This window comes from Pseudopontixanthobacter vadosimaris, assembly GCF_012979275.1.
GTDB classification, from domain to species: Bacteria; Pseudomonadota; Alphaproteobacteria; order Sphingomonadales; family Sphingomonadaceae; genus Pseudopontixanthobacter; species Pseudopontixanthobacter vadosimaris.
The window spans coordinates 57,777-78,265 of the sequence record NZ_JABASZ010000014.1; the positions used below are offsets into that span (position 1 = coordinate 57,777).

The 20,489-nt window shown below is 61.3% G+C and carries 16 protein-coding genes; 4 read left to right on the forward strand and 12 right to left on the reverse strand.

Going from position 1 to position 20,489, the window contains the following annotated elements; all coding sequences use genetic code 11:
• Positions 1-12 precede the first annotated feature (12 nt).
• Complete coding sequence (locus HG250_RS02590) at positions 13-2,178, reverse strand: ComEC/Rec2 family competence protein (RefSeq protein ID WP_338103841.1); 2,166 nt, start codon at positions 2,176-2,178, stop codon at positions 13-15.
• A gap of 45 nt (positions 2,179-2,223) precedes the next feature.
• On the opposite strand from HG250_RS02590, the gene gltX reads away from it, so the two are divergent.
• Genes gltX through HG250_RS02605 form a run of 3 tightly spaced genes read left to right on the forward strand, consistent with a single transcriptional unit; the run spans position 2,224 to position 5,172 of the window.
• Positions 2,224-3,651 (forward strand): glutamate--tRNA ligase, encoded by a 1,428-nt coding sequence (gene gltX / locus HG250_RS02595; protein ID WP_170002539.1) that lies wholly within the window; start codon positions 2,224-2,226, stop codon positions 3,649-3,651.
• 21 nt (positions 3,652-3,672) lie between these two features.
• A complete protein-coding gene (locus tag HG250_RS02600; RefSeq protein ID WP_170002540.1) occupies positions 3,673-4,959 on the forward strand; it encodes a citrate synthase in 1,287 nt (428 codons plus the stop codon).
• Between the two features lie 12 nt (positions 4,960-4,971).
• Positions 4,972-5,172: a hypothetical protein gene (locus HG250_RS02605; protein WP_170002541.1), complete on the forward strand. Its 201-nt coding sequence runs from the start codon at positions 4,972-4,974 to the stop codon at positions 5,170-5,172.
• Between the two features lie 40 nt (positions 5,173-5,212).
• Here HG250_RS02605 and HG250_RS02610 read toward each other — a convergent pair whose 3' ends face one another.
• From HG250_RS02610 to HG250_RS02625, 4 genes are all read right to left on the reverse strand, one after another.
• Positions 5,213-6,610, reverse strand: a complete 1,398-nt coding sequence (locus tag HG250_RS02610; protein ID WP_170002542.1) for a sensor histidine kinase — start codon at positions 6,608-6,610, stop codon at positions 5,213-5,215.
• A gap of 3 nt (positions 6,611-6,613) precedes the next feature.
• Positions 6,614-7,576, reverse strand: coding sequence for a hypothetical protein (locus HG250_RS02615; RefSeq protein WP_170002543.1), 963 nt, complete (start codon positions 7,574-7,576; stop codon positions 6,614-6,616).
• A 12-nt stretch (positions 7,577-7,588) separates the two neighbouring features.
• A complete protein-coding gene (locus HG250_RS02620; RefSeq protein ID WP_170002544.1) occupies positions 7,589-8,824 on the reverse strand; it encodes a hypothetical protein in 1,236 nt (411 codons plus the stop codon).
• A gap of 80 nt (positions 8,825-8,904) precedes the next feature.
• Positions 8,905-9,207, reverse strand: a complete 303-nt coding sequence (locus tag HG250_RS02625) for an Hpt domain-containing protein (RefSeq protein ID WP_170002545.1) — start codon at positions 9,205-9,207, stop codon at positions 8,905-8,907.
• 71 nt (positions 9,208-9,278) lie between these two features.
• Here HG250_RS02625 and HG250_RS02630 point away from each other — a divergent pair, with 71 nt between their 5' ends.
• A complete protein-coding gene (locus tag HG250_RS02630; protein WP_170002546.1) occupies positions 9,279-11,891 on the forward strand; it encodes a coiled-coil domain-containing protein in 2,613 nt (870 codons plus the stop codon).
• Here the strand turns inward: HG250_RS02630 and HG250_RS02635 are convergent.
• The 7 genes from HG250_RS02635 to nuoL are packed head-to-tail and all read right to left on the reverse strand — an operon-like array spanning position 11,888 to position 20,488.
• Positions 11,888-12,184, reverse strand: a complete 297-nt coding sequence (locus HG250_RS02635; protein ID WP_170002548.1) for a DUF1467 family protein — start codon at positions 12,182-12,184, stop codon at positions 11,888-11,890. The two genes, HG250_RS02630 and HG250_RS02635, sit on opposite strands and share 4 nt — an antisense overlap.
• Before the next feature lie 9 nt (positions 12,185-12,193).
• The gene (locus HG250_RS02640) at positions 12,194-13,840 is read right to left on the reverse strand and encodes a ribonuclease J (protein ID WP_338103842.1); all 1,647 of its coding nucleotides are present in this window, start codon (positions 13,838-13,840) and stop codon (positions 12,194-12,196) included.
• The gene (locus HG250_RS02645) at positions 13,837-14,613 is read right to left on the reverse strand and encodes a type III pantothenate kinase (protein WP_170002550.1); all 777 of its coding nucleotides are present in this window, start codon (positions 14,611-14,613) and stop codon (positions 13,837-13,839) included. The genes HG250_RS02640 and HG250_RS02645 overlap by 4 nt, the downstream gene beginning before the upstream one ends.
• Positions 14,614-14,621: 8 nt before the next feature.
• Positions 14,622-15,335 carry a biotin--[acetyl-CoA-carboxylase] ligase gene (locus HG250_RS02650; RefSeq protein ID WP_170002552.1) on the reverse strand — a complete coding sequence of 238 codons (714 nt, stop codon included), beginning with the start codon at positions 15,333-15,335 and terminating at the stop codon, positions 14,622-14,624.
• A gap of 22 nt (positions 15,336-15,357) precedes the next feature.
• Positions 15,358-16,821 (reverse strand): NADH-quinone oxidoreductase subunit NuoN, encoded by a 1,464-nt coding sequence (gene nuoN, locus HG250_RS02655; RefSeq protein ID WP_170002554.1) that lies wholly within the window; start codon positions 16,819-16,821, stop codon positions 15,358-15,360.
• Positions 16,821-18,425 carry an NADH-quinone oxidoreductase subunit M gene (locus tag HG250_RS02660; RefSeq protein ID WP_170002556.1) on the reverse strand — a complete coding sequence of 535 codons (1,605 nt, stop codon included), beginning with the start codon at positions 18,423-18,425 and terminating at the stop codon, positions 16,821-16,823. The genes nuoN and HG250_RS02660 overlap by 1 nt, the downstream gene beginning before the upstream one ends.
• Positions 18,425-20,488 (reverse strand): NADH-quinone oxidoreductase subunit L, encoded by a 2,064-nt coding sequence (gene nuoL, locus HG250_RS02665; protein ID WP_170002558.1) that lies wholly within the window; start codon positions 20,486-20,488, stop codon positions 18,425-18,427. Before nuoL ends, HG250_RS02660 begins: the two co-directional genes overlap by 1 nt.
• Position 20,489 lies beyond the last annotated feature (1 nt).

A 20,489-nucleotide genomic window follows, 5' to 3' on the forward strand; every position in this document is an offset into this window, starting at 1 on the left:
CGGGGCAGCGCATCATTCAGGTGCCTCCCGCCACCAGCCGTGGTCGCCCTGCCCTTGCGCGACGGAAACGATCTTTTTGTCTTGCAGATAAATGGCGAGTCCACCGGTCGCATCGAGCATATAGCGGTCGAGTTTCAGCCAGCGAGGATTGCAGGACGGCCCAAGTACCCTTTCGGAAATCACGATATCTGCCGTGGCGCAGGACTGCCTGAGAATATCGGCTGCGACCGGGTTGGCATTTCTCGCGACAAGCAGGCCGTAGCTATCTTTGCCATGCGCGATTACGGTCGAACAGAAATCGGCGTTGCAGATAGTCGCGTCGCGATCCTGCAGCGGCAGTAGATCGGCCGATGTTCCGGCAATCTGCTGCAAATTTTCTCCTGCATAGCTGCCGGCGGAACCTCGCAGCGAATAGATGCGTGTTCCTGTGTCGACGATAGCCACCTGGCGCCCGTCGCCCGATACGAGAAGATCAGGGCTGGCGGCTGACAACAGCCAAAATCCTGCCAATGCGGCGGGTACCAGCCCCCACAAGCGCATACGCCCTTGCCACAGCGCCAGCCACAACAATCCTGCGATAAACAGGATGGCCGTGCCCGACCCGGTGACGGGGACAAAAGTTACGGAACCTGCCTGGCTGGCGGTCAAACGAGCGATCGCCAGCAAGGCATTCAGCGAAGTTTCGACCAACCACCATGCCGGGGCGCCAAGTCCGGCAAGGTCGAGGAAAAGAGCCAGCGCTATTGCCGGCATCGCGATTATCGTCACCAGCGGAATGGCGATCAGGTTGGCCATGGCACCGTAAACACCCGCGCGGTGGAAATGATGCAGGACAATGGGCATCAGCGCCAGTTCAATGACCAGGCCGGTAACGAATAGCAGCAGCAGATTTCGACCGATGCGTGTAGACAGTCTCTTCCGTCCTTGTCTTGTGAATTCCCTTACCGGCTTGCTGTTGTGCAATGCGACTATGGCGATCACTGCGGCAAAGCTCATCTGGAAACTCGGCCCCACGACGCTTTCGGGCCAGAGCAACAGGATGGCTATCGCTGCGACGGCCACCATCCGCATCGACAGGGCTTGCCGCCCCAGCATCAGCGCACCCAGCACGAGGATCGCTCCGATGCAGCTGCGGATCGTCGGCACCTCCGCACCCGTCAGCATGGTGTAGAACACCCCCGCCATCGCGGCGAGCAGGGCTGCGGCAACAGGCAGCCTGATGCGGAGAGCCAGATTTTGCCACAGGGCCATTATCCGCATGGCAAGGATGTAGGTTGCCGCCACGACGGCGCTCACGTGCAATCCGCTGATGGAGAGGAGATGCGTGAGGCCGCTGTCCCGCATGGCATCGGCATCGGCATCGGCAATCGCCCCGCGATCTCCGCTGGCGAATGCCGCGGCGATCGACCCTGCGGCTCCTGCGACCCTGCTGCGAACATGGTCGGACAGATCGCCACGCAAATCTGCCAGTGACGAGGCTCCGCCATCGGCAGGCTTTTTCAAGCGGATCGGTCCGATGACCGAACCGGTCGCCGCCAGACCCGAAAACCAGGCATCCCGCGCAAAATCGTAGGAACCTGGCAACATTGGTGATGCCGGCGGCAACAATCGCGCCCGCATGGTAATGACCGCACCCTTGTCGATGCCGGCTGCGTCCTGTTCCGGCGTGATGTTGAGCCGTATCTTGCGGGCGATGCCCAGCCCGTCCCGCAGTGCCACGGTCAGCCGGATACGGCCTCTCGCCGGTTGCTCCTCGCGGGTCAGCACTCTTGCGGTGACGGGTTGCACCACCGGATAGGCGATGGCGGGCGTTCCCACAATTTCTGAACGGCTCCAGATCACGCCGATACCCGCCGCGAACATGATGGATACCGCCGCCGTCGCCAGGAGGATGTGCTGCCGGTTTTCCTGGCGCTGCAGCCTTTTCAGCGCGAACGCTGCCGACGTGATGGCGACCACGATTGCGCCGACCCAATAGGTAGAGGACGGCAGCGCAAACCATGCCGAGATACCCGCTGCCAGACTGACGGCCAGCCAGGGGGCGCGGTCGAACCCGGCCTTGCCGAGAAAGCTGTCGGCCGCATCTGCCATGCTGGACAACGGGCGAGGGTTCGGCCATTGACGCTGCAATGCAACATCGCCTTCGCCGGTCCTGTCGCCGAGCGGTATGTCAGACACGGAAGAAGGCCCTCATGCGCAGACTGGATAGGGGAACGGGTTCTTATGGCAAGCGATAGCGGAACGGTGGTCACGCGCTTCGCCCCCTCCCCCACGGGTTTCCTGCATCTGGGCGGCGCGCGCACGGCGCTGTTCAACTGGCTGTTCGCGCGCCATCATGGCGGCAAGGTGCTATTGCGGATCGAGGATACCGACATCAGGCGTTCGACGCAGGAGGCGATCGACGCCATTCTGGACGGGCTGGATTGGCTCGGCATTACCTTCGACGAAGAACCGGTCTATCAGACGGAACGTGCCGACCGCCACGCCGATGTGGCGCGCAAGCTGCTCGAGGCTGGCGATGCCTACAAGTGCTATGCGACGCCGGAAGAGCTCGACGCGATGCGCGCCGGCCAGAAGGCGAACAAGCAGCCGCTGCGCTATGACGGCCGCTGGCGCGACCGCCAGGCCGGGGCCGCAGAAGAAGGAAAGCCCTATACCGTGCGTCTGAAGACGGCGGACGCAGGTGAGACTGTCATCGATGATGCGGTGCAGGGCCGCGTGACGGTCGCCAATGCGGAGATCGACGATTACATCCTGCTGCGCGCCGACGGGACGCCGACCTACATGCTCGCTGTCGTCGTCGACGATCACGACATGGGCTGCACGCACATCATTCGCGGTGACGATCATCTTAACAACGCATTTCGCCAACTTCCGATCATTCGCGCGATGGACCGTATCGAGGGTGGCTGGCCCGATCCGGTCTACGCTCATGTCCCGCTGATCCATGGCTCCGACGGTGCCAAGCTGTCGAAAAGGCACGGCGCCGTCGGCGTGGATACCTATCGCGACGAACTTGGCATCCTGCCCGAGGCGCTGGTGAACTATCTGCTTCGCCTCGGCTGGGCGCATGGCGACCGCGAAGAGATCGGCCGCGAGGAGGCCATCGCGCTGTTCAGCCTCGATGGTGTCGGTAAAAGCCCGTCCAGATTCGATCTGAAGAAACTGATGAACCTCAATGGGCATTATATTCGCGAAGCCGACAACGCCCGCCTCGCAAGCCTCGTCGCCCCGCGGATCGGCCTGCCGGCAGACAGGGATTTGCTGCAGCGCGCGATGCCGGAACTGAAGATGCGGGCAAAGGATCTCGACGAACTGGCCGAAGGGGCGGAGTTCCTTTTCAAGACGCTTCCATTCGAATTGACGGACAAGGCCGAAAAACTGCTGGACGATGCAGGACTGCAGCGGCTTGCTGCCGTGTATGACCGGCTGAAAGATGAAACGGACTGGACAATTCCTGCCCTCGAAGCCAGTCTGAAGGAGATGGCAGAGGAACTGGAGCTGGGCCTCGGCAAGCTGGCGCAACCCCTGCGCGCGGCATTGACGGGCACGACGACCTCGCCCGGAATATTCGATGTGCTGATCCTGCTGGGGCGCGACGAAAGCCTGGCGCGTATTCACGCCCGGCTCGCTCCCGGCTCACCGGCGTAAACAAAATCAAGGAGACGAAACTTGGCTGACAAGCAAGCGACATTGACAACCGGCGGTGAGTCCTACGACTTCCCCGTTCTGCAGGGCAGCTGCGGACCGGATGTTTTCGACATTCGCAAACTATACGCACAGACCGGGAATTTCACCTTCGATCCGGGCTTCACATCCACGGCCAGCTGCGAAAGCGCCTTGACCTTCATCGATGGCGAGGAAGGCGTCCTGCTGCACCGTGGCTATCCCATCGGTCAACTGGCCGAACATTCCAGCTTCATGGAAGTGTCGCATCTGCTGCTGAATGGCGAATTGCCGACCAGGGAGGAGCTGGACGATTTCACCTACACGATCACGCGGCACACGATGCTGCACGATCAGCTGAGGCAGTTCTACCAGGGCTTCCGCCGCGATGCGCATCCGATGGCGATCATGTGCGGTGTCGTCGGTGCGCTGTCGGCCTTTTACCATGACAGCACCGATATTTCCGACCCCGAACACCGCAAGATCAGCAGCCACCGGCTGATTGCCAAGATGCCGACGATTGCGGCCTGGGCGTATAAATATTCAACCGGTCAGCCTTTTCTGCAGCCCGATAATTCGTTGAGCTACACCGGCAATTTTCTGCGGATGACCTTCGGTGTTCCGGCGGAGGAATATGAAGTTATCCCCGCCGTGGAACGAGCGATGGACCGCATCTTCATCCTGCATGCCGACCATGAACAGAATGCCTCCACCTCCACCGTCCGCCTTGCCGGGTCTTCGGGTGCCAATCCGTTCGCCTGCATCGCGGCAGGCATCGCTTGTCTCTGGGGTCCGGCTCATGGCGGTGCGAATGAGGCTGCCCTCAACATGCTCCGCGAAATCGGCACGCCAGACAAGATCCCGCATTATATCGAGCGTGCGAAGGACAAGAACGATCCGTTCCGCCTGATGGGCTTCGGCCACCGCGTCTACAAGAATTACGACCCTCGTGCGACGGTCATGCAGAAAACGGTTCGCGAGGTGTTCGAAGCGCTGAACGTGACAGACCCCGTCTTCGAAACGGCCCTGCGCCTCGAGGAAATGGCACTGAACGACGATTATTTCATCGAGAAGAAGCTTTTTCCGAATGTCGATTTCTATTCGGGTGTCATTCTTTCGGCGATCGGGTTCCCGACGACGATGTTCACCGCATTGTTCGCCCTTGCCCGCACGGTGGGCTGGGTCGCGCAATGGAACGAGATGATCTCCGATCCCAATCAGAAGATCGGCCGTCCGCGCCAGCTTTACACCGGACCGGTGCAACGCGATTACGTGCCGGTCGAAAAACGCTAGGGACCTGCAGGCATGTTCCGGATCATCCTGCAGATCGCCGGTATCGCTCTCGTGCTGACCGGCCTTCTGTGGGTGTTCCAGGGACTGGGCCTGCTGATGTGGCCGAAAGACAGCTTCATGATAGGGCAGTCGAACTGGGCAGTGAGCGGTGCCGTTGCTCTCGTTGTCGGATTGTTGCTGCTGTTTTTCGCAAGGCGCCGATTGCGGGACTGAGGGTGCGGCGACACGCAGGTCCGATCAGCCGGTTGACCTGTCAGGCAGCCGCCTCTGGATCGGCAGGTAGCATGAGCGTAAATCGCGCACCCTGCCCGGGTTCGCTCACCACCGTCAGATCGCCTTGCATGGCGCGTGCCAGGCGGCGTGAGATATACAGGCCCAGCCCTGAACCGCCATCGCCGCTGCGACCCAGTCGTTCGAATTTTTTGAACACCAGTTTCTGCTGGTCGGGCGTGAGGCCCTGCCCCTGATCGGCGACCTGCAGCGAAGCCATGCCACCCGATTCGCCCGCACGCAGGACGATGGCAGAACCTTCGGGCGCGTAATGAATGGCATTTCCAAGCAGATTCAGAATGATCTGCAGCACACGCCGGAATTCTCCGACAGCAGGGTATTTCGTACTCTCGGTTGGCGCAGCGATGCTGATATTCTTCTCTCGCGCCCGGACGCCCAGAATACCAGCCGCCTGCCGGGCGACCTCGGCAAGATCGATCCGGTCGGGCGATACCTTGAATTCAGCATCCTCCACCACTTCCAGATCGGCCAGATCGTCGATCAGTGACAACAGATGCTGCCCGGCAGTGGCGATGTCGGCGGCATAGCTGGAATATTCCCCGGCCAGCGGCCCGGCGAGCTGTGACCTGATCGTTTCGGCGTTCGCGATGATGCGGGCGACCGGCCTTCGCAGAACCGGCGCCAGATCCTGTCCCAACGCCTTGCCCAAAGAGGCTGGCCTCGCCTGCGGGGATTGCCGACGAAGAGTGCCCTCCGGTTTCTCGTCAGCCAGAAAATACAATTCGAAACCTGCGCTTCCGGAATTCCTGTCGCCGGCCGGTATCACCCGTGCCCGCATGTTCATGTGAGTACCGCAGGCACCGATCCCCGCCTCGATCCTCGCCCCGTCGAGCAGGCGCCAGTGCGTGTCCCCCGCATTCGGCAATTCAGGCAGGTCGACCAGCTCCGTCCAGTGCTGGCCCACATGCGCGCGCATTTCACGCGCAAGGTCCCGCAACCGCGCGGAATGTGCCTCTACAGACAGAACATGCTGTTGCTGGTCCAGCCTTGCCGACAGCACGGCCATCTGCCGGGTCAGCGCATCCCTGCGGTCCTGAACATCGCTTGCCCGCTCGACCGCAACAGGGACCGCCTGCCAGTTGCTCATCTCCAGCCGGCAACCACCCGCTTCCCCCAGCGGCTCCACTGCGGCCCAGAACCTGACGATCTCTTCCCCGTCGAATGCCTGGACGGTACGGGCAAGGCGCAGCCTGTAGTCACGCGAACGGCGCACCAGCAGGAGCAGTTCGGGAATGGCTATGCGGCCAGGCAGAACCCCCCCGCAGGCTTTTTGCAGGCCGGCGAGCGGCTCCTGCGCCTCCACCAGCCGGTCTTCGGCATCGCTTAATGCGCTTGCGGTGATCGGACCTTCGGACAACATCGTTCAGCCCGGCGACCAGCCGCCCGAAGCCTGAAGCATCTCGCCTGCGCGGTCGGCGCGCAGCGATTCAAAACCTTCGGGCAGAACCGTATCGGGATGGATGGTGAGGAACTCCTTCTCGATGTCCTTCGGACGCAAGCCTGCGCTCCGCAAGGCCAGTGCCAACCGGGCGAGCTGGCGATCATTGGTCGAAACGACGGCAACATCCCGGTCCTGATTGGACTGGCTGGCCAGTGCCGTGCAGAAGATGGCCACCCCTGCATGGGAAATGGACAGGGCGGCGCGCACCCCATTGCCCATCGCCCCGACAAGACGGTCGAGAAGTCCCAGCCGGCTTGCGCCTTCGTCGAACCTGTCGCGCATCGCCCGGTTCGCCATCTGCAATGCCGCTTCGTCGCTGTTGCCGGAAAAGGTCTGCCAGGTCAGCACGGCGTGGTGAAACAGATCGCCCGGCAATTCCGTCAGCGGCAGTTCCATCCTTCGCTGCGCCTGCACGAACCGTACCTGGCTGGCGAGAAGGGCCATGGCCATTTCCGCCGTCTCCTCACGGGTGGAGGCGATCAGCGCCTGCAGGAGCGGAGTCAGCACCGGGTCTATGGCGCATCGCTTCTCCAGCCTTTCGGCAAGCTGCCATTCCAGCGCCAGCGCATGGCAGTGGGTTAGCAAAGCCTGGGAGGTCGCGAGTTCGGAAGCCAGTTCGCGGCCCTGCCCTTCTGCCAAAATCCCGGGATCGGCGAGTTCCAGCGTCCTGCCAAGCTCGTCCAGCATCTGGTTTGCTAGATGGCCTATCATCCCGCGAACGCGGGCGACGATCTCGTCGCTGAAAAGCGAATTGTCGTGATTTGCCAGCAGATGGCTCATGATCGGTCCCAGCGTGCCCAGCACTGTGTCCCCGCTCACGAGTTCGTTCCGAAGAACCTCCTCGATCGGTAATTGCGGTGTGGGGGTCATGGCTGCCTCGAACATGTCCTGCCGTTATCATCCCTTGGTTAAGGACGGGTTAGCCGTGGGGTTCTTCGGAGATGTCAGCATTGCTGCCAGGATGACGATCAGCAGGATGCCGGCGGCAAGGGCGAAGGATCCCGACAGCGCGCAGATGCCAAGTCCGATGCACAGGGCGAAGCGGTCACGCGCCGCTGTTTGCCATAGCGGAATGGTGTAACGAATTGCCAGCCACGGCAAAGCGAGGATTGCCATGACGATCGCCAGTCCGTCAGGAAAAATGCCAGTACCGGGATCTGCAGCTTGCAAGGTGAGATAACTCACCGTCAGAACCGCGAGATCGAAAGAAAGGATGGAGAAGATAGAGGTGGGCGTGCTGGTCGTGGTCGCTTCTGTTCCTGCCCCGAACGGTTCCCCTTCATGCTGCAAGCTGAGCAGGCGCAGGACGAAGGCTGCGCCAAGCGCGAGAAAGGCGAGGACGGGCCACCCTGCCCAGGCCATCAGGATGGCCAGACTGACCACCAGAAACGGAGCAAGGGGCAGAAACGGCCTGGTTGCCGGCGTTGATGATCGGTCATGCACGCCGGGTGCCCGGGCGTGCCGAAAAGCCAGATGGATCGCGATCGCCTCGCCGGGTAGGCGCCAGTCGGGTTTGCCGAGCCGCTGCCGCCGCCATCGCTCGCCCTCGGCGACCGCCTGTTCCGACGTCCGGATCACGACCGGCACCTCTCCATCCGCCAGTTCGAACAGCCGCACACCGCTCTGCAAGGCGGTGCGCAGCAAGCCCGAGACGGGATCGCCCTCGGGTGCCACGGCGGCGAAGCGTTCCACTATGTCACCGGGCGCGCGGAAGATGCCGCCCCAGACATGATCGGCATCGATCCTCTCGAAAGCGTTCATCTCGCCTCCGCGTGATCCATATGCCGCAATGCCGGGCCGCTCGGCAGCTATAAGGTCGCAAATTGACCGCTGCGGCAGCATGCCCCCGGCGAAGACGATCAGCGTATCGTGCGCCGTGACTGCAGACGAAATGCCGAAAATATCGGACACGAGGCGAAACGCCGCGCCGCCACCGGCTGCCTGGCGGCGCAGCCTGCCCACATCCTCGCCGTCTGCGCCGATCTCACGTCCCTCGACCAGACAGAGGACGCTCTCGCATCCCAGCGCCAGCGCGGCTGCAATCTGATGTCCGACGACAGTCCGGCCGGCGACGGTCAGGAGCCGGCCCTGCATGTCCCGTGCATCGACGGTCGAGACGAGCGCAACGAGCAATTCCTGAGCCCTCCTTCTCTGAAAGGCTGCTTCCTACGCGGTAATACGGCGCTTTCCAAGGTCGCCGGGGATTCTCGCGATCAGGCGAAACCGGATTGCGCCAGGAAGTCCTGCAGCTCGCGGATGATCACGGGATCGCCGGGTGCCGATTGCAGCGCCGTATCGGCCAGATGCAAGAGTTCGGTGGCATGAAATGAAGCGGCCAGCCCCCGGATGCGCTGTGCTGCCACAAGCCAGTTGCCATCGCATCGCGCGCGGGAAAGCAAATCGACTTGATAGCGCAGGCTCTGCCCGAAAGCACCTTTAAGCTCGCCGAGCAGACCTGCATCTTCCTCTGCCGCTGCAGCAAGTGTCGCTTCGAAAGAGGAATTTTCATACATCACCGGGCACTGCATATGTGGAACTAGGTTAAGACAGGGTTTCACCTTCCCGCAAAAGTGGTAGCTTTCAGTTTATGAGCGCGGGATCACACATCAGGGCTGTCGGACAGGACGGCGGAGACTCGACGAGGCATGCCGGCATCGGACCGGCACCCGAAGCCGAGCAGGTCGGTTACGAGGAGCCGGAATTGCTCGATGAACCCACCAGTCCGAAGCCGCGGGAATGGGTGGCCCGGGCCATTGCCCTCGTCGCCATTCTTTCCTGGACCTTAGTTTTCCTGACGTCGAACGGGTCGGCGATCAGCCAGGGCGTCACATTATCCCGGGCGGCAGAACTGTTAACGCAGTGGTGCATCCCCGTGTTGCTGATCGTCGCCTGTTGGCTCCTGGCCATGCGCAGCAGCACTCGCGAGGCCACGCGGTTCGGCAATGCGGCATCCGTACTGTCGGCAGAGGCGCAGCGGCTGGAGGAACGGCTGACCGTGATCAATCGCGAACTCAGCGTCGCCCGCGAATTCCTGGCGGCAGAATCGCGCGAACTCGATGCTCTGGGCAGAGTCGCATCCGAGCGGATATCGGAACATGCCGATGCCTTGCAGGATCTCATTCATCATAATGGCGCCCAGGTCGACGCCATCGCAACCGTCAGCGCAAGCGCCATGGAAAACATGGGGCGCCTGCGCAACGATCTTCCGGTTATCGCGAATTCGGCCCGTGATGTTTCCAACCAGATCGGCAATGCGGGCCGCACTGCAAGTGATCAATTGAGCGAGATGATTGCCGGCTTCGAACGGCTCAACGAATTCGGCGCGGCAAGCGAGCGGCAGGTGGGGACCTTGCGCAGCCGTGTCGACGCGGCGATCGCGGCGTTCGAAGCGCAGGCGATACAGCTGGACGACATCATGAACCGCCGGTTTGCCACTCTTGCCGAGAGGAGCGAGGCGCACCGGGCCGATCTCGACAGCCATGAAGTCGATGCGCTCGCCGCAATGCGCCACCGCGCCGATCGCCTGCGCGCCGAGATCGTCGAGGCGGGCGAAGCCCTGGAAGAACATGAGGCGGAGGCACTCGTCTCCTTGCAGGCCCGCGTCAACACCATCCGCGATGGCGCCGGCACGGTCAACCGCGCGCTAGGCGAAACGGAATCGCGGGCAGTGGCAAGCTGGAACGAGCGTATCGAAATGGTTCAGGCGCGATCGGCGGAACTTGCCGAAAGGATCGGCGCGCTGGATGGCGACGCACGCAGCAGCGCGGCAGAACTGCTGCGGGAAATCACGACACATGCGGAGGAACTGAACGGAAAACTGGATGCCAGCCACGGCAATTTCGTCGCCTTGATAAAGAGCCGGCGCAACGCTCTGGCGGAACAGGAAGCCGATGCGGTCGAGGCTCTGACGGCCAGCCTTGCTGCTTTCGACGCCGATCTGGTCGAGCGCAGGCAGGATCAGATCGCGCAGACACGGATGCTGGCCGAAAATGCCGAAGGATTGGCAGACAGGATCGACGCGCTTGAAGCCAGCCTGACGCGCATCGGCGAACATGGGCACGAGACGCAGGAACGCGTGACGCGAAGTGTCGCCGAACTGACAGGAACTCTCGAAGCTTCGCAAACTGCGCTTGATGGCACCGACAGCGCGGTCGCGCAGCTCACCGAATCCAGCATTCGACTGCTGGAACTGCTGCAGGCCGCTTCCGAACGGAGCCGCAACGATCTGCCCGCATCGCTGAGGGAGGTGGAAACTCGTATCCACGATGTTCTGAAGGATTCCCGCAACCTGAAGGACATGCTCGAATCCGCAGGAGTGTCGGTGGAACTGACGGTGGACCAGCTTGGTGAGGCCGGGAGGACAGGTAAGCGGACGATCGCCGGCATCGAAACCCTGCAGGATGATATCCAGACGAAGCAGCAAGAAAACGTGCGTCTGATCGACGAGCTGCAGCACAGACTTGGCGACATCGAACGGCAGGGCGATGTCATTGCCGAAAAGGCTCGCGGAGAATTGCGGTCGGCAATCCTGGCGATGGAAAGCGCTTCGAAGGACGCGCTGCGCGGTCTTGAGGCGGATAATGCGAACAAGGTCAATGCCTTCGCCGAACGCATCGCAGAAGATGCCGCCCGGATCATCGACACTTCGCTGTCCGGGCATGCCGTGGAATCGATCGCAGCACTGGAACAGATGGCGAGCAAGGCGGCCGCGGCAGGCCGGGATTCGGCCATTCAGATGCGCGATCAGCTAGGTAAGGTGAACGAACTCGCCGCCAATCTGGAAACGCGGGTCCATCGCGCCCGCGAGCTTGCCGAAGAACAGGTCGACAATGATTTCTCGCGCAGGGTGGCCCTGATTACCGAAAGTCTGAATTCCAATGCCATCGACATTGCCAAGGCACTGTCGACCGAGATCACCGACACCGCCTGGAATTCCTATCTGCGCGGTGACCGGGGCATATTCACACGACGGGCCGTTCGCTTGCTTGATAATGGTCAATCGCGTGAAGTGGCGGAAATCTTCGAAGACGATCCCGATTTCCGCGAACACGTCAGCCGTTATATCCACGATTTCGAAGCCATGCTGCGAACGATGCTGTCGACGCGCGATGGCCATGCGCTGGGAGTGACGCTGCTCAGTTCCGACATGGGCAAGCTTTACGTGGCGCTTGCCCAATCGATCGAGCGATTGCGAAACTAGCTACGTTCTTCGGCGTAGGTCATTTCAGGAGGTCTGGGGAAGAAGTCGATATCCTCCACCCCGATCCAGCCATTGACGAAATTAGCGACGTACAGAGCGGTGACGACCGCAGCGAGGATCGTTGCCCGAACGGCAAGGCGAAGCGGGCGGAAATTGGCAGGCGCGCTATCCGCCTGCCCGGCGATTTTTTCCACCCCCGCTTCATCATGGGTCTTGATGCCGAAAGGCAGCAGGACGAAGGCGATGACGACCCAGAACAGGGCGTAGATTGCGATGACGGACGTCCAGGCCACCCCTCGACCTCAGCTTGCCAATTGTATGACTTTGACTTGCGGACGCTTGCCGCTCCAGCGAGTCGCCGCTCGTCTCGTCGCCAGCCTCGCCGCCTCCTGGATTGCACGATCGTCTTTACGGTCGTGCCCCTTCAAGCGCCCGATGGCCTGCGCCACGTCCCCTTGGCATTCTTCCACAAAAGCCTCGTAATCCTCGTCAAGCGGCAGACCTATGCCCTCGACGGTCGGGCGATTCTTCGCATCGAGAACGGTGACGACCACGCCCTCGCGTGAGAGGCGGCGGCGCATCGTCATCGATTCGCCGTCTGCCGGAGCGATGATGTCGCCATCGAGGATAAGGCGCCCGGACCGGACCTGCGCCAGACGCTGGGGCTTGCCCGGCGCGAGCCGGACGATATCGCCATTTTTCTGAAAAACGGCATGAGGTATGCCGCTATCGAGCCCCAGCCGGGCCTGTTCCTGCATGTGACGGATTTCGCCATGCACCGGCACGAGGATCTCCGGACGGAGCCAACCGTACAGCGCCTCCAGTTCGGGGCGCCCCGGGTGGCCGGAAACATGGATCATGCTCTGCCGGTCGGTGACCATCACGATACCGCGCTCTGAAAGGCGGTTCTGCACCTTGCCGATGGAGATCTCGTTACCGGGAATCTGGCGACTGGAAAACAGGACCACATCGCCTTCGACCAGGCTGATCGGGTGATTGCCTTCCGCGATCCGGGACAGCGCCGCGCGCGGTTCCCCCTGGCCGCCGGTGGCGATGATCAGCAATTCACCGCGCGGCAGTTTCATTGCAGTATCGAAATCGACGACGTCCGGCAGGTCCTGAAGGTAATCATTATCCTGCGACACTTCGATCATTCGGTCGAGCGATCGTCCTGCCACGCACAGCCTGCGGCCGGTCGCCTTCGCCACTTCGCCCAGGGTATGCAGCCGGGCGATGTTCGATGCAAAGGTGGTGACCATGACACGCCGGCCTTCGTGCTTGCGCACCTCTTCAAGCAATCCCTTGTAGACCGCGCCTTCGGATCCGCTTGGTTCAGGGTTGAAGACATTGGTGCTGTCGCAAACCATCGCGAGAATGCCTTCGTCTCCAAGGGAGGTCAGTTCCTCCTCAGTGGCAGGCTCGCCGATGATGGGTTCCTCGTCCAGCTTCCAGTCGCCCGTGTGGAAGATCCGGCCATAGGGTGTATCGATCAGCAGCGCGTGGCCTTCGGCAATCGAATGGGCGAGCGGCACATAGGAGATATCGAACGGACCCAATGCGAAATCGTCGGCCCCCTCGATGATATTGAGCTCGACTTCGCCTGTAAGGCCGGCTTCCTGCAGCTTGCGCCGGACCAGTTCCGCCGTGAACGGCGTCGCATAAAGCGGTACGCCAAGCTCCTGCGCGAAATAGGGAATTGCGCCGATATGATCCTCATGCGCATGGGTGAGCACGATGCCGACCAGATCTTCCGCCCGATCCTCGATGAATTCGAGATCGGCAAACACGAGGTCGACGCCGGGATATTCATTGCCCGAGAATGTCATGCCGAGATCGACCATCAGCCATTTGCCGTCACACCCGTAAAGGTTGACATTCATGCCAATTTCGCCCGAACCGCCCAGAGCCAGGAACAGCAGTTCCTGTTCGGGTGTGTAGTCCTTTTTCACTTCAAAGCCTTTTCTGCAAGGAGGGCCAGACCCTCCAGAGTGAGGTCGTCATCGACCGCATCGAAAATATTCGTGTGCTCGTCGAACAGGATGGCGAGCCCGCCCGTTGCGATTACACGAGTGGGCCGCCCGATCTCGTCACGCATCCGCGCGATCAACCCTTCCATCATGGCCACATAGCCCCAGAAGACGCCGATCACCATCTGATCCTCGGTATTGCGCCCAATGACGCTGGTGCTGCGCGGCGCGGCAATCGCCACGCGCGGTAATTTAGCCGTCGCATTCACCAGCGCATCCAGCGACAGGTTTATGCCGGGTGCGATGATCCCGCCCTTGTAGGTTCCGGCGAAATCGACAACGTCGAAAGTGGTGGCGGTGCCAAAATCAATGATGATCAGGTCGCCATCATATCTGGTGTGCGCCGCGATCGCATTCAAGGCCCGATCCGCGCCGAGCGAGCGGGGCTCGTCCACATCGAGGGTCATCGGCCAGACCGCTTCGCCCTCACCCGCGATCATCGGCGCGATCCCGAAATATTTCTCCGACAGCACCTGCAGATTGTGAATCGCGCGCGGGACGACGGAGCCGACGATGATGCGCGATATCTCCTCACGCGGCACGCCTTCGATCTGCATCAGTTGCAGCAGCCACACGGCATATTCGTCACCGGTGCGCCGCGCATCCGAAGCGATCCGCCATCGTGCGCGAAAAGCGCCATTGTCATACAAGGCGAAAACCACATTGGTATTGCCGACATCGGCGACGAGCAGCATCGAAATTCCTAACGCGTCAGATTTATGTCGCCGGCATGAATGACACGCATTGTCCCATCCGCCAAACGCAGCAGCAGCGATCCTGCGGGGTCGAGCCCGGCGAACTCGCCACTAATCCGGTTTCCGCCGGGTTCGTGAACGGCGAGCTTTGTGCCCATCGGGTAGGCGGCACCTTGCCAGCGGCGTAGCAGCACATTCAGGCCGTAACGTCGCCAACGCCCCAGTTCCTTCGCGAAATCCGACGCAAGCGCAGCGGCGAAACTGTTCCTGTCGGGTGCAGTACCTGCATCCGCGATGCTGCACACGAGCCGGTCGACGAGCCTCGGTGCCGTGACGAGGTTCACGCCTATCCCGACGACGACGCTGTCGCCTGTTCGCTCGAGCAGGATACCGGCCAGTTTTGCCCCATCCACCAGCAGATCGTTTGGCCATTTCAGGGCGAGGTTGCTGCCCTGCGAAATGAAGGGTTCGACGGTTGTCCTCACCGCCAGACCCGCAACAAGAGCGAGAGAGGCCGCCGGAGGCGAATGTCGATCCGCGTGAACGATGGTCGACCCCATGAAGTTGCCGCTTCCGTCCGCCCATTTTCGCCCGTGCCTGCCGCGTCCGCCGCTCTGCCGGTCGGCGATCAGCCAGTGGCCTTCCGCGATCCTCTCACCCTGCCCCAGGCGCTGGAGAAGATCTGCATTGGTCGAACCTGTTTCGGCGACAAACTCTAGCAAGACGGTGCCGGGCGGCGGATGATCATGGCAGCAGGAACAGCGAGACTGCCGCACGGTCCGCAAGTAATCCGAGCGGGATCGTGAGAAGATAACCCAACGGCGAAACGATGATCGCCATTGCGATGAGCAGTACCCAGTGGCCTGTCTCGCTGCGCCCCTGAACCACTCCGGCAGGTTCGTCGAAGAACATGACCTTGACGACTTTGAGGTAATAGAACGCACCGATCACGCTGGCTGCGATACCGAGCGCGGCCAGCAGGATCAGATCCGCCTGCACCGCAGCCTGAAATACGACGAACTTGCCCCAGAAGCCGAACATCGGCGGCAGACCGGCGAGGCTCAGCATCATTCCGGCAAGGATCAGGGCAATTACCGGCTTTGCGCGAGACAGTCCGGCAATGTCGCGGATATTCTCCACATAACTGCCTTCGGCATCGCGCAGCATCAGGATGGCGACGAAGCTGCCTATCGTCATGACGACATAGATCGCGAGGTAGACCAGCACGGCGCTGGCCCCTTGCGGAGTGCCCGCCGCAAGGCCGATGAGAATGAAACCCACATTGTTGATCGAGGAATAGGCCAGCAGCCGCTTCAGATTGTCCTGCCCGATCGCTCCCAACGCACCGAGGACGATGGAGGCAAGCGCAGCGAAGATGACGATTTGCCGCCACGCATCCGCCTGCAGCCCGAAGGCATCCAGCGACACCCTGACGGTGAGGGCAACGGCGGCAACTTTGGGAGCGGAAGCGAAGAAGGTAGTGACCGGGGTTGGCGCGCCCTCGTAAACATCCGGGGTCCACATGTGGAACGGAACCGCCGCGATCTTGAAGGCCAGCCCCGCGAGGACGAAGATCAGGCCGAACAGGGCGCCGGTCGACAATTCGAGCGCCATGGCGGCGCGGATAAGCGTGAAATCGGTCGTGCCTGTGAAACCGTAGACCAGGCTCATGCCGTAGAGCAGAATGCCGCTCGCCAGCGCGCCGAGAATGAAGTACTTCAGGCCCGCTTCGGCGGAACGTCCGCTGCCGGGAAGGAAGGACGCCAGCACATAGGCGGCGAGCGAACTCAACTCCAGACCGATGTAGAGCGTGATGAGATTTCCGGACGAAACCATGATGCCCGTGCCGAGAACGGCGAACAATATCAGGACCGGATATTCGGCGCGCATGGCGCCCAGCCTTTCGAAAAAGGGCGGCGCGATCATCAGGCACGCGATGCCCGAGACATAAATCAGCATTTTTGCGAAAGCGGCGAAACCGTCCGCGCGGAACTGCCCGGCAAAAGCACTGGTGTCCGGCCCCGCAGCACCCTCAAGCAATGCAGGCCCGACCATGAAGCAGGCGACGCCGAGCACCAAGGCTGCGAGAATGCTGACCGGCCGGGCCGCGCTGTCACCCACCCATGCGGTAATGAGCAGCAGCACAAGGCCCGATATGCTGATCAGCAGTTCGGGCGCGATCAGCGCAAGGTAATTTCCAAAGTCCATTAATGGGCCCCTTCGCCCGCGATGCCGCCATTGGCGACAGCTGCCGCTCCGTGAGCGTCCCCGGCCCCGGCCGCACCATGTTCATCCGTGACCTGATTGGCTGCAGAAGGCCGCGGCGTTCCGATCCTGATGGCGCTGTCATATTCCGGGGCTACCCTGGCAAGCCTTGCGTCGAGCACCGCGATATCCTGACGCATCGGCGCGAGAAAGCTTTCCGGATAGATCCCCATCCACAAGGTCGCGGCGGCGATCGGCGCCAGCATCAGCCATTCCCGGCCGTTCAGATCGGGCATCGCAGCAGCGTCTTCGTTCCTCTGCAGACCGAAGACGACGCGCCTGTAAAGATAGAGCATGTAGGCCGCGCCGAGAATGATGCCCGTGGTGCAAATGATCGTCACGAAGCTGGACACCTGGTAGATGCCGGCGAGCGACAGGAATTCGCCCACGAAGCCGCTCGTGCCCGGAAGGCCGATGCTCGCCATGGTGAACAACAGGAAGAAGATCGCATATTTCGGCATGTTGATGGCGAGGCCGCCGTACCGCGCAATCTCCCGCGTGTGCAGCCGGTCATAGATGACGCCGACGCAAAGGAACAATGCACCTGATACAAGGCCGTGGCTCAGCATGACGATCATCGCGCCTTCCAGCCCCTGTATGTTGAAGGCGAACAGGCCCACGGTCACGATCGCCATATGCGCAACCGAACTGTAGGCGATCAATTTCTTCATGTCTGACTGCACCAGCGCAACCAGCGACGTGTAGATGACCGCGATCATCGACAGCGTGAAGATCAGCCAGGCGAATTGCGCCGAGGCATCAGGAAACATCGGCAGCGAGAAGCGGATGAAGCCGTAACCGCCCAGCTTCAGCAGGACACCCGCCAGAATGACCGAACCGGCGGTCGGTGCCTGGACATGGGCATCGGGCAACCAGGTATGCACGGGCCACATCGGCATCTTGACCGCGAAACTGGCGAAGAAGGCAAACCACAGCCAGTTCTGCACGCCGGGTGCAAAATCATACTGCATCAGAATCGGAATGTAGGATGTCCCGGCATCGTTCACCATCCACAGCATCGCGATGAGCATGAGAACCGAGCCGAGCAGGGTGTAGAGAAAGAACTTGTAACTGGCGTAGATGCGGTTGTCGCCGCCCCAGATGCCGATGATCAGATACATCGGAATCAGGCCGGCTTCGAAGAAGATGTAGAACAGGAACAGATCCTGCGCAGCGAAGACACCGATGATCAGCAATTCCATGAACAGGAAAGCCGACATGTAGATACCGACACGATCGCGAATGCCGTCCCAGCTTGCCAAGATACAGACCGGCATCAGGAATACCGATAATACGATCAACATGAGGGCGATGCCGTCGATCCCCAGCGCATAGCTGAAGCCGGCAAACAGCGGCTGGCTCTCGACGAATTGCCACTGCGCCCCGCCGATATCGTATGATGCCCAAAGCAAGATGCCGAGCGCGAGGTTTATAATTGTAGTGACCAGAGCGGTAACGCGCGCGGCGTGTGCCCCCAGAAACAGGCAGACGATCGCGCCCACCAGCGGCACGAACAACATTAGCGAAAGTATGGGTAAGCCCCCCATCACATCAGAACCCATGTGATCGCCGCGACGACGCCGAGCAGCATGATGAGTGCATAGCTGTAAAGATAACCGGATTGGAACCTGCGGGCACCGGCGCTGCCTTGGGCGACGAGCCAGGCTGCGCCGTCCGGTCCGAACCGGTCGATGCCGCCTTCGTCGCCCAATTTCCAGAACTTGCGACCGAACCAGAACGCCGGACGCACGAAGATGCGATCGTACAGTTCATCGAAATACCATTTGTTGAACAGAAAATTGTGCAGCAGGCCGAACTGTTCCACGAACTTGCCGGGGATCGACGTGTCACGGATGTAGGCGAACCAGGCGATCAGGAGTCCGGCAAGCATCACGATCGTAGCAGTCAGCTTCACCCACAGCGGCGTGGCGTGCATCGCGTGGATCAGCCCATCGTTGTAGTAGATCGACCCGTTCCAGAATTCGGCGCTGTCGAGAAAGGCCTCGCTGAACAGCCACCCGGCAAAGATGGCACCTAGCGATAGCACCGCCAGCGGGATCAGCATCGAGACGGGGCTCTCATGCGGATGATAACCCGCAGTTCCCTCGGCCTGCTCCGGCGACGGCACATCGTGCATCGCAACATGGCCGGCATTCTCCTGCCGTGCAGGATTGGCCTCGTCGGGTTCGTCATGGCCGTGGTGAACGGCATGCTGGATATGCTCGCTCTGCGCCCAGCGCGGTTTGCCCCAGAAGGTCAGGAACATCAGGCGCCAGCTGTAGAAGCTCGTCAGCAGGGCCGAAAACGCGCCGAGCCAGAATGCGAACTGCCCCAGTTCGGTGCCGCGACCGAACGCCGCTTCGAGAATTGCATCCTTGGAATGGAACCCGGCGAAACCTGCATGCAGCCAGTAAATACCCACACCTGTTATCGCGAGAGTCCCGGCCATCATGGCCCAGAAGGTCAGCGGGATCTTCTTCCGCAGCGCGCCATAATATCGCATGTCCTGTTCGTGATGCATGGCGTGGATCACCGACCCTGCGCCCAGGAACAAGAGCGCCTTGAAGAAGGCATGGGTGAACAGATGGAACATCGCCGCGCCATAAGCGCCCACGCCTGCGGCAAAGAACATGTAGCCTAGCTGCGAGCAGGTAGAATAGGCAATCACCCTCTTGATGTCCCACTGCACCGTTCCCACCGTTGCCGCAAACAGGCAGGTCGCGGCACCGATGAAGGTGACGAAAGCCAGCGCCACTGGAGCGGTTTCGAACATCGGCGACAGGCGGCATACCATGAACACGCCTGCCGTAACCATGGTGGCGGCGTGGATCAGCGCGGATACAGGTGTCGGCCCCTCCATCGCATCCGGCAACCAGGTGTGCAGGCCGAGCTGGGCCGATTTGCCCATCGCCCCGATGAATAGCAGGATGCACAGCACATCCATGACCATGACCCTGCTGCCTAAGAACCCGACGCTGGCACCCGACATGGCAGGCGCAGCTTCGAGAATGACTGGGATCGAGGTGGTTCCGAAAACCAGAAAGGTTCCGAAGATGCCAAGCATGAAGCCGAGATCGCCCACCCGATTGACGATGAACGCCTTCATCGCGGCTGAATTCGCGCTGGGTTTGCGGAACCAGAATCCGATCAGCAGATAAGAGGCAAGGCCCACCCCTTCCCAGCCGAAGAACATCTGCACCAGATTATCCGCAGTCACCAGCATGAGCATGGCGAAGGTGAACAGGCTGAGATAGGCGAAGAAACGCGGCTGATCGGGATCCTCGTCCATATAGCCCCAGCTGTAGAGGTGGACGAGCGCGGAAACAGTCGTGATCACGACCAGCATCACTGCCGTCAATGTATCCACCCGCAGTGCCCAGCCGAATTCCATGTCGCCCGAGCGCACCCAGTCCAGAACCGGCACCACCGCTGCGATCGTCTCACCAGACAGAAAGCCAAGGAATATGGGCCAACTGAGGCCGCAGGAGATGAACAGCGCACCGGTGGTAATGGCCTTCACCGCGACATTGCCGAGCGATCGGTTGCCAAGCCCGCCGATAATGGCTGCCAGCAGCGGCAGGAAAACGACGATCAGGATGCTGGTGGACAAG

Bases quoted from the DNA above. Each gene is read 5' to 3' on its own strand.
- HG250_RS02660 (WP_170002556.1), bottom strand. From the start codon at position 18,425: ATGGGGGGCTTACCCATACTTTCGCTAATGTTGTTCGTGCCGCTGGTG.
- HG250_RS02610 (WP_170002542.1), bottom strand. From the start codon at position 6,610: ATGTTGTCCGAAGGTCCGATCACCGCAAGCGCATTAAGCGATGCCGAA.
- HG250_RS02605 (WP_170002541.1), top strand. From the start codon at position 4,972: ATGTTCCGGATCATCCTGCAGATCGCCGGTATCGCTCTCGTGCTGACC.
- HG250_RS02615 (WP_170002543.1), bottom strand. From the start codon at position 7,576: ATGTTCGAGGCAGCCATGACCCCCACACCGCAATTACCGATCGAGGAG.
- gltX (WP_170002539.1), top strand. From the start codon at position 2,224: ATGGCAAGCGATAGCGGAACGGTGGTCACGCGCTTCGCCCCCTCCCCC.
- HG250_RS02630 (WP_170002546.1), top strand. From the start codon at position 9,279: ATGAGCGCGGGATCACACATCAGGGCTGTCGGACAGGACGGCGGAGAC.
- nuoN (WP_170002554.1), bottom strand. From the start codon at position 16,821: ATGGACTTTGGAAATTACCTTGCGCTGATCGCGCCCGAACTGCTGATC.
- HG250_RS02645 (WP_170002550.1), bottom strand. From the start codon at position 14,613: ATGCTGCTCGTCGCCGATGTCGGCAATACCAATGTGGTTTTCGCCTTG.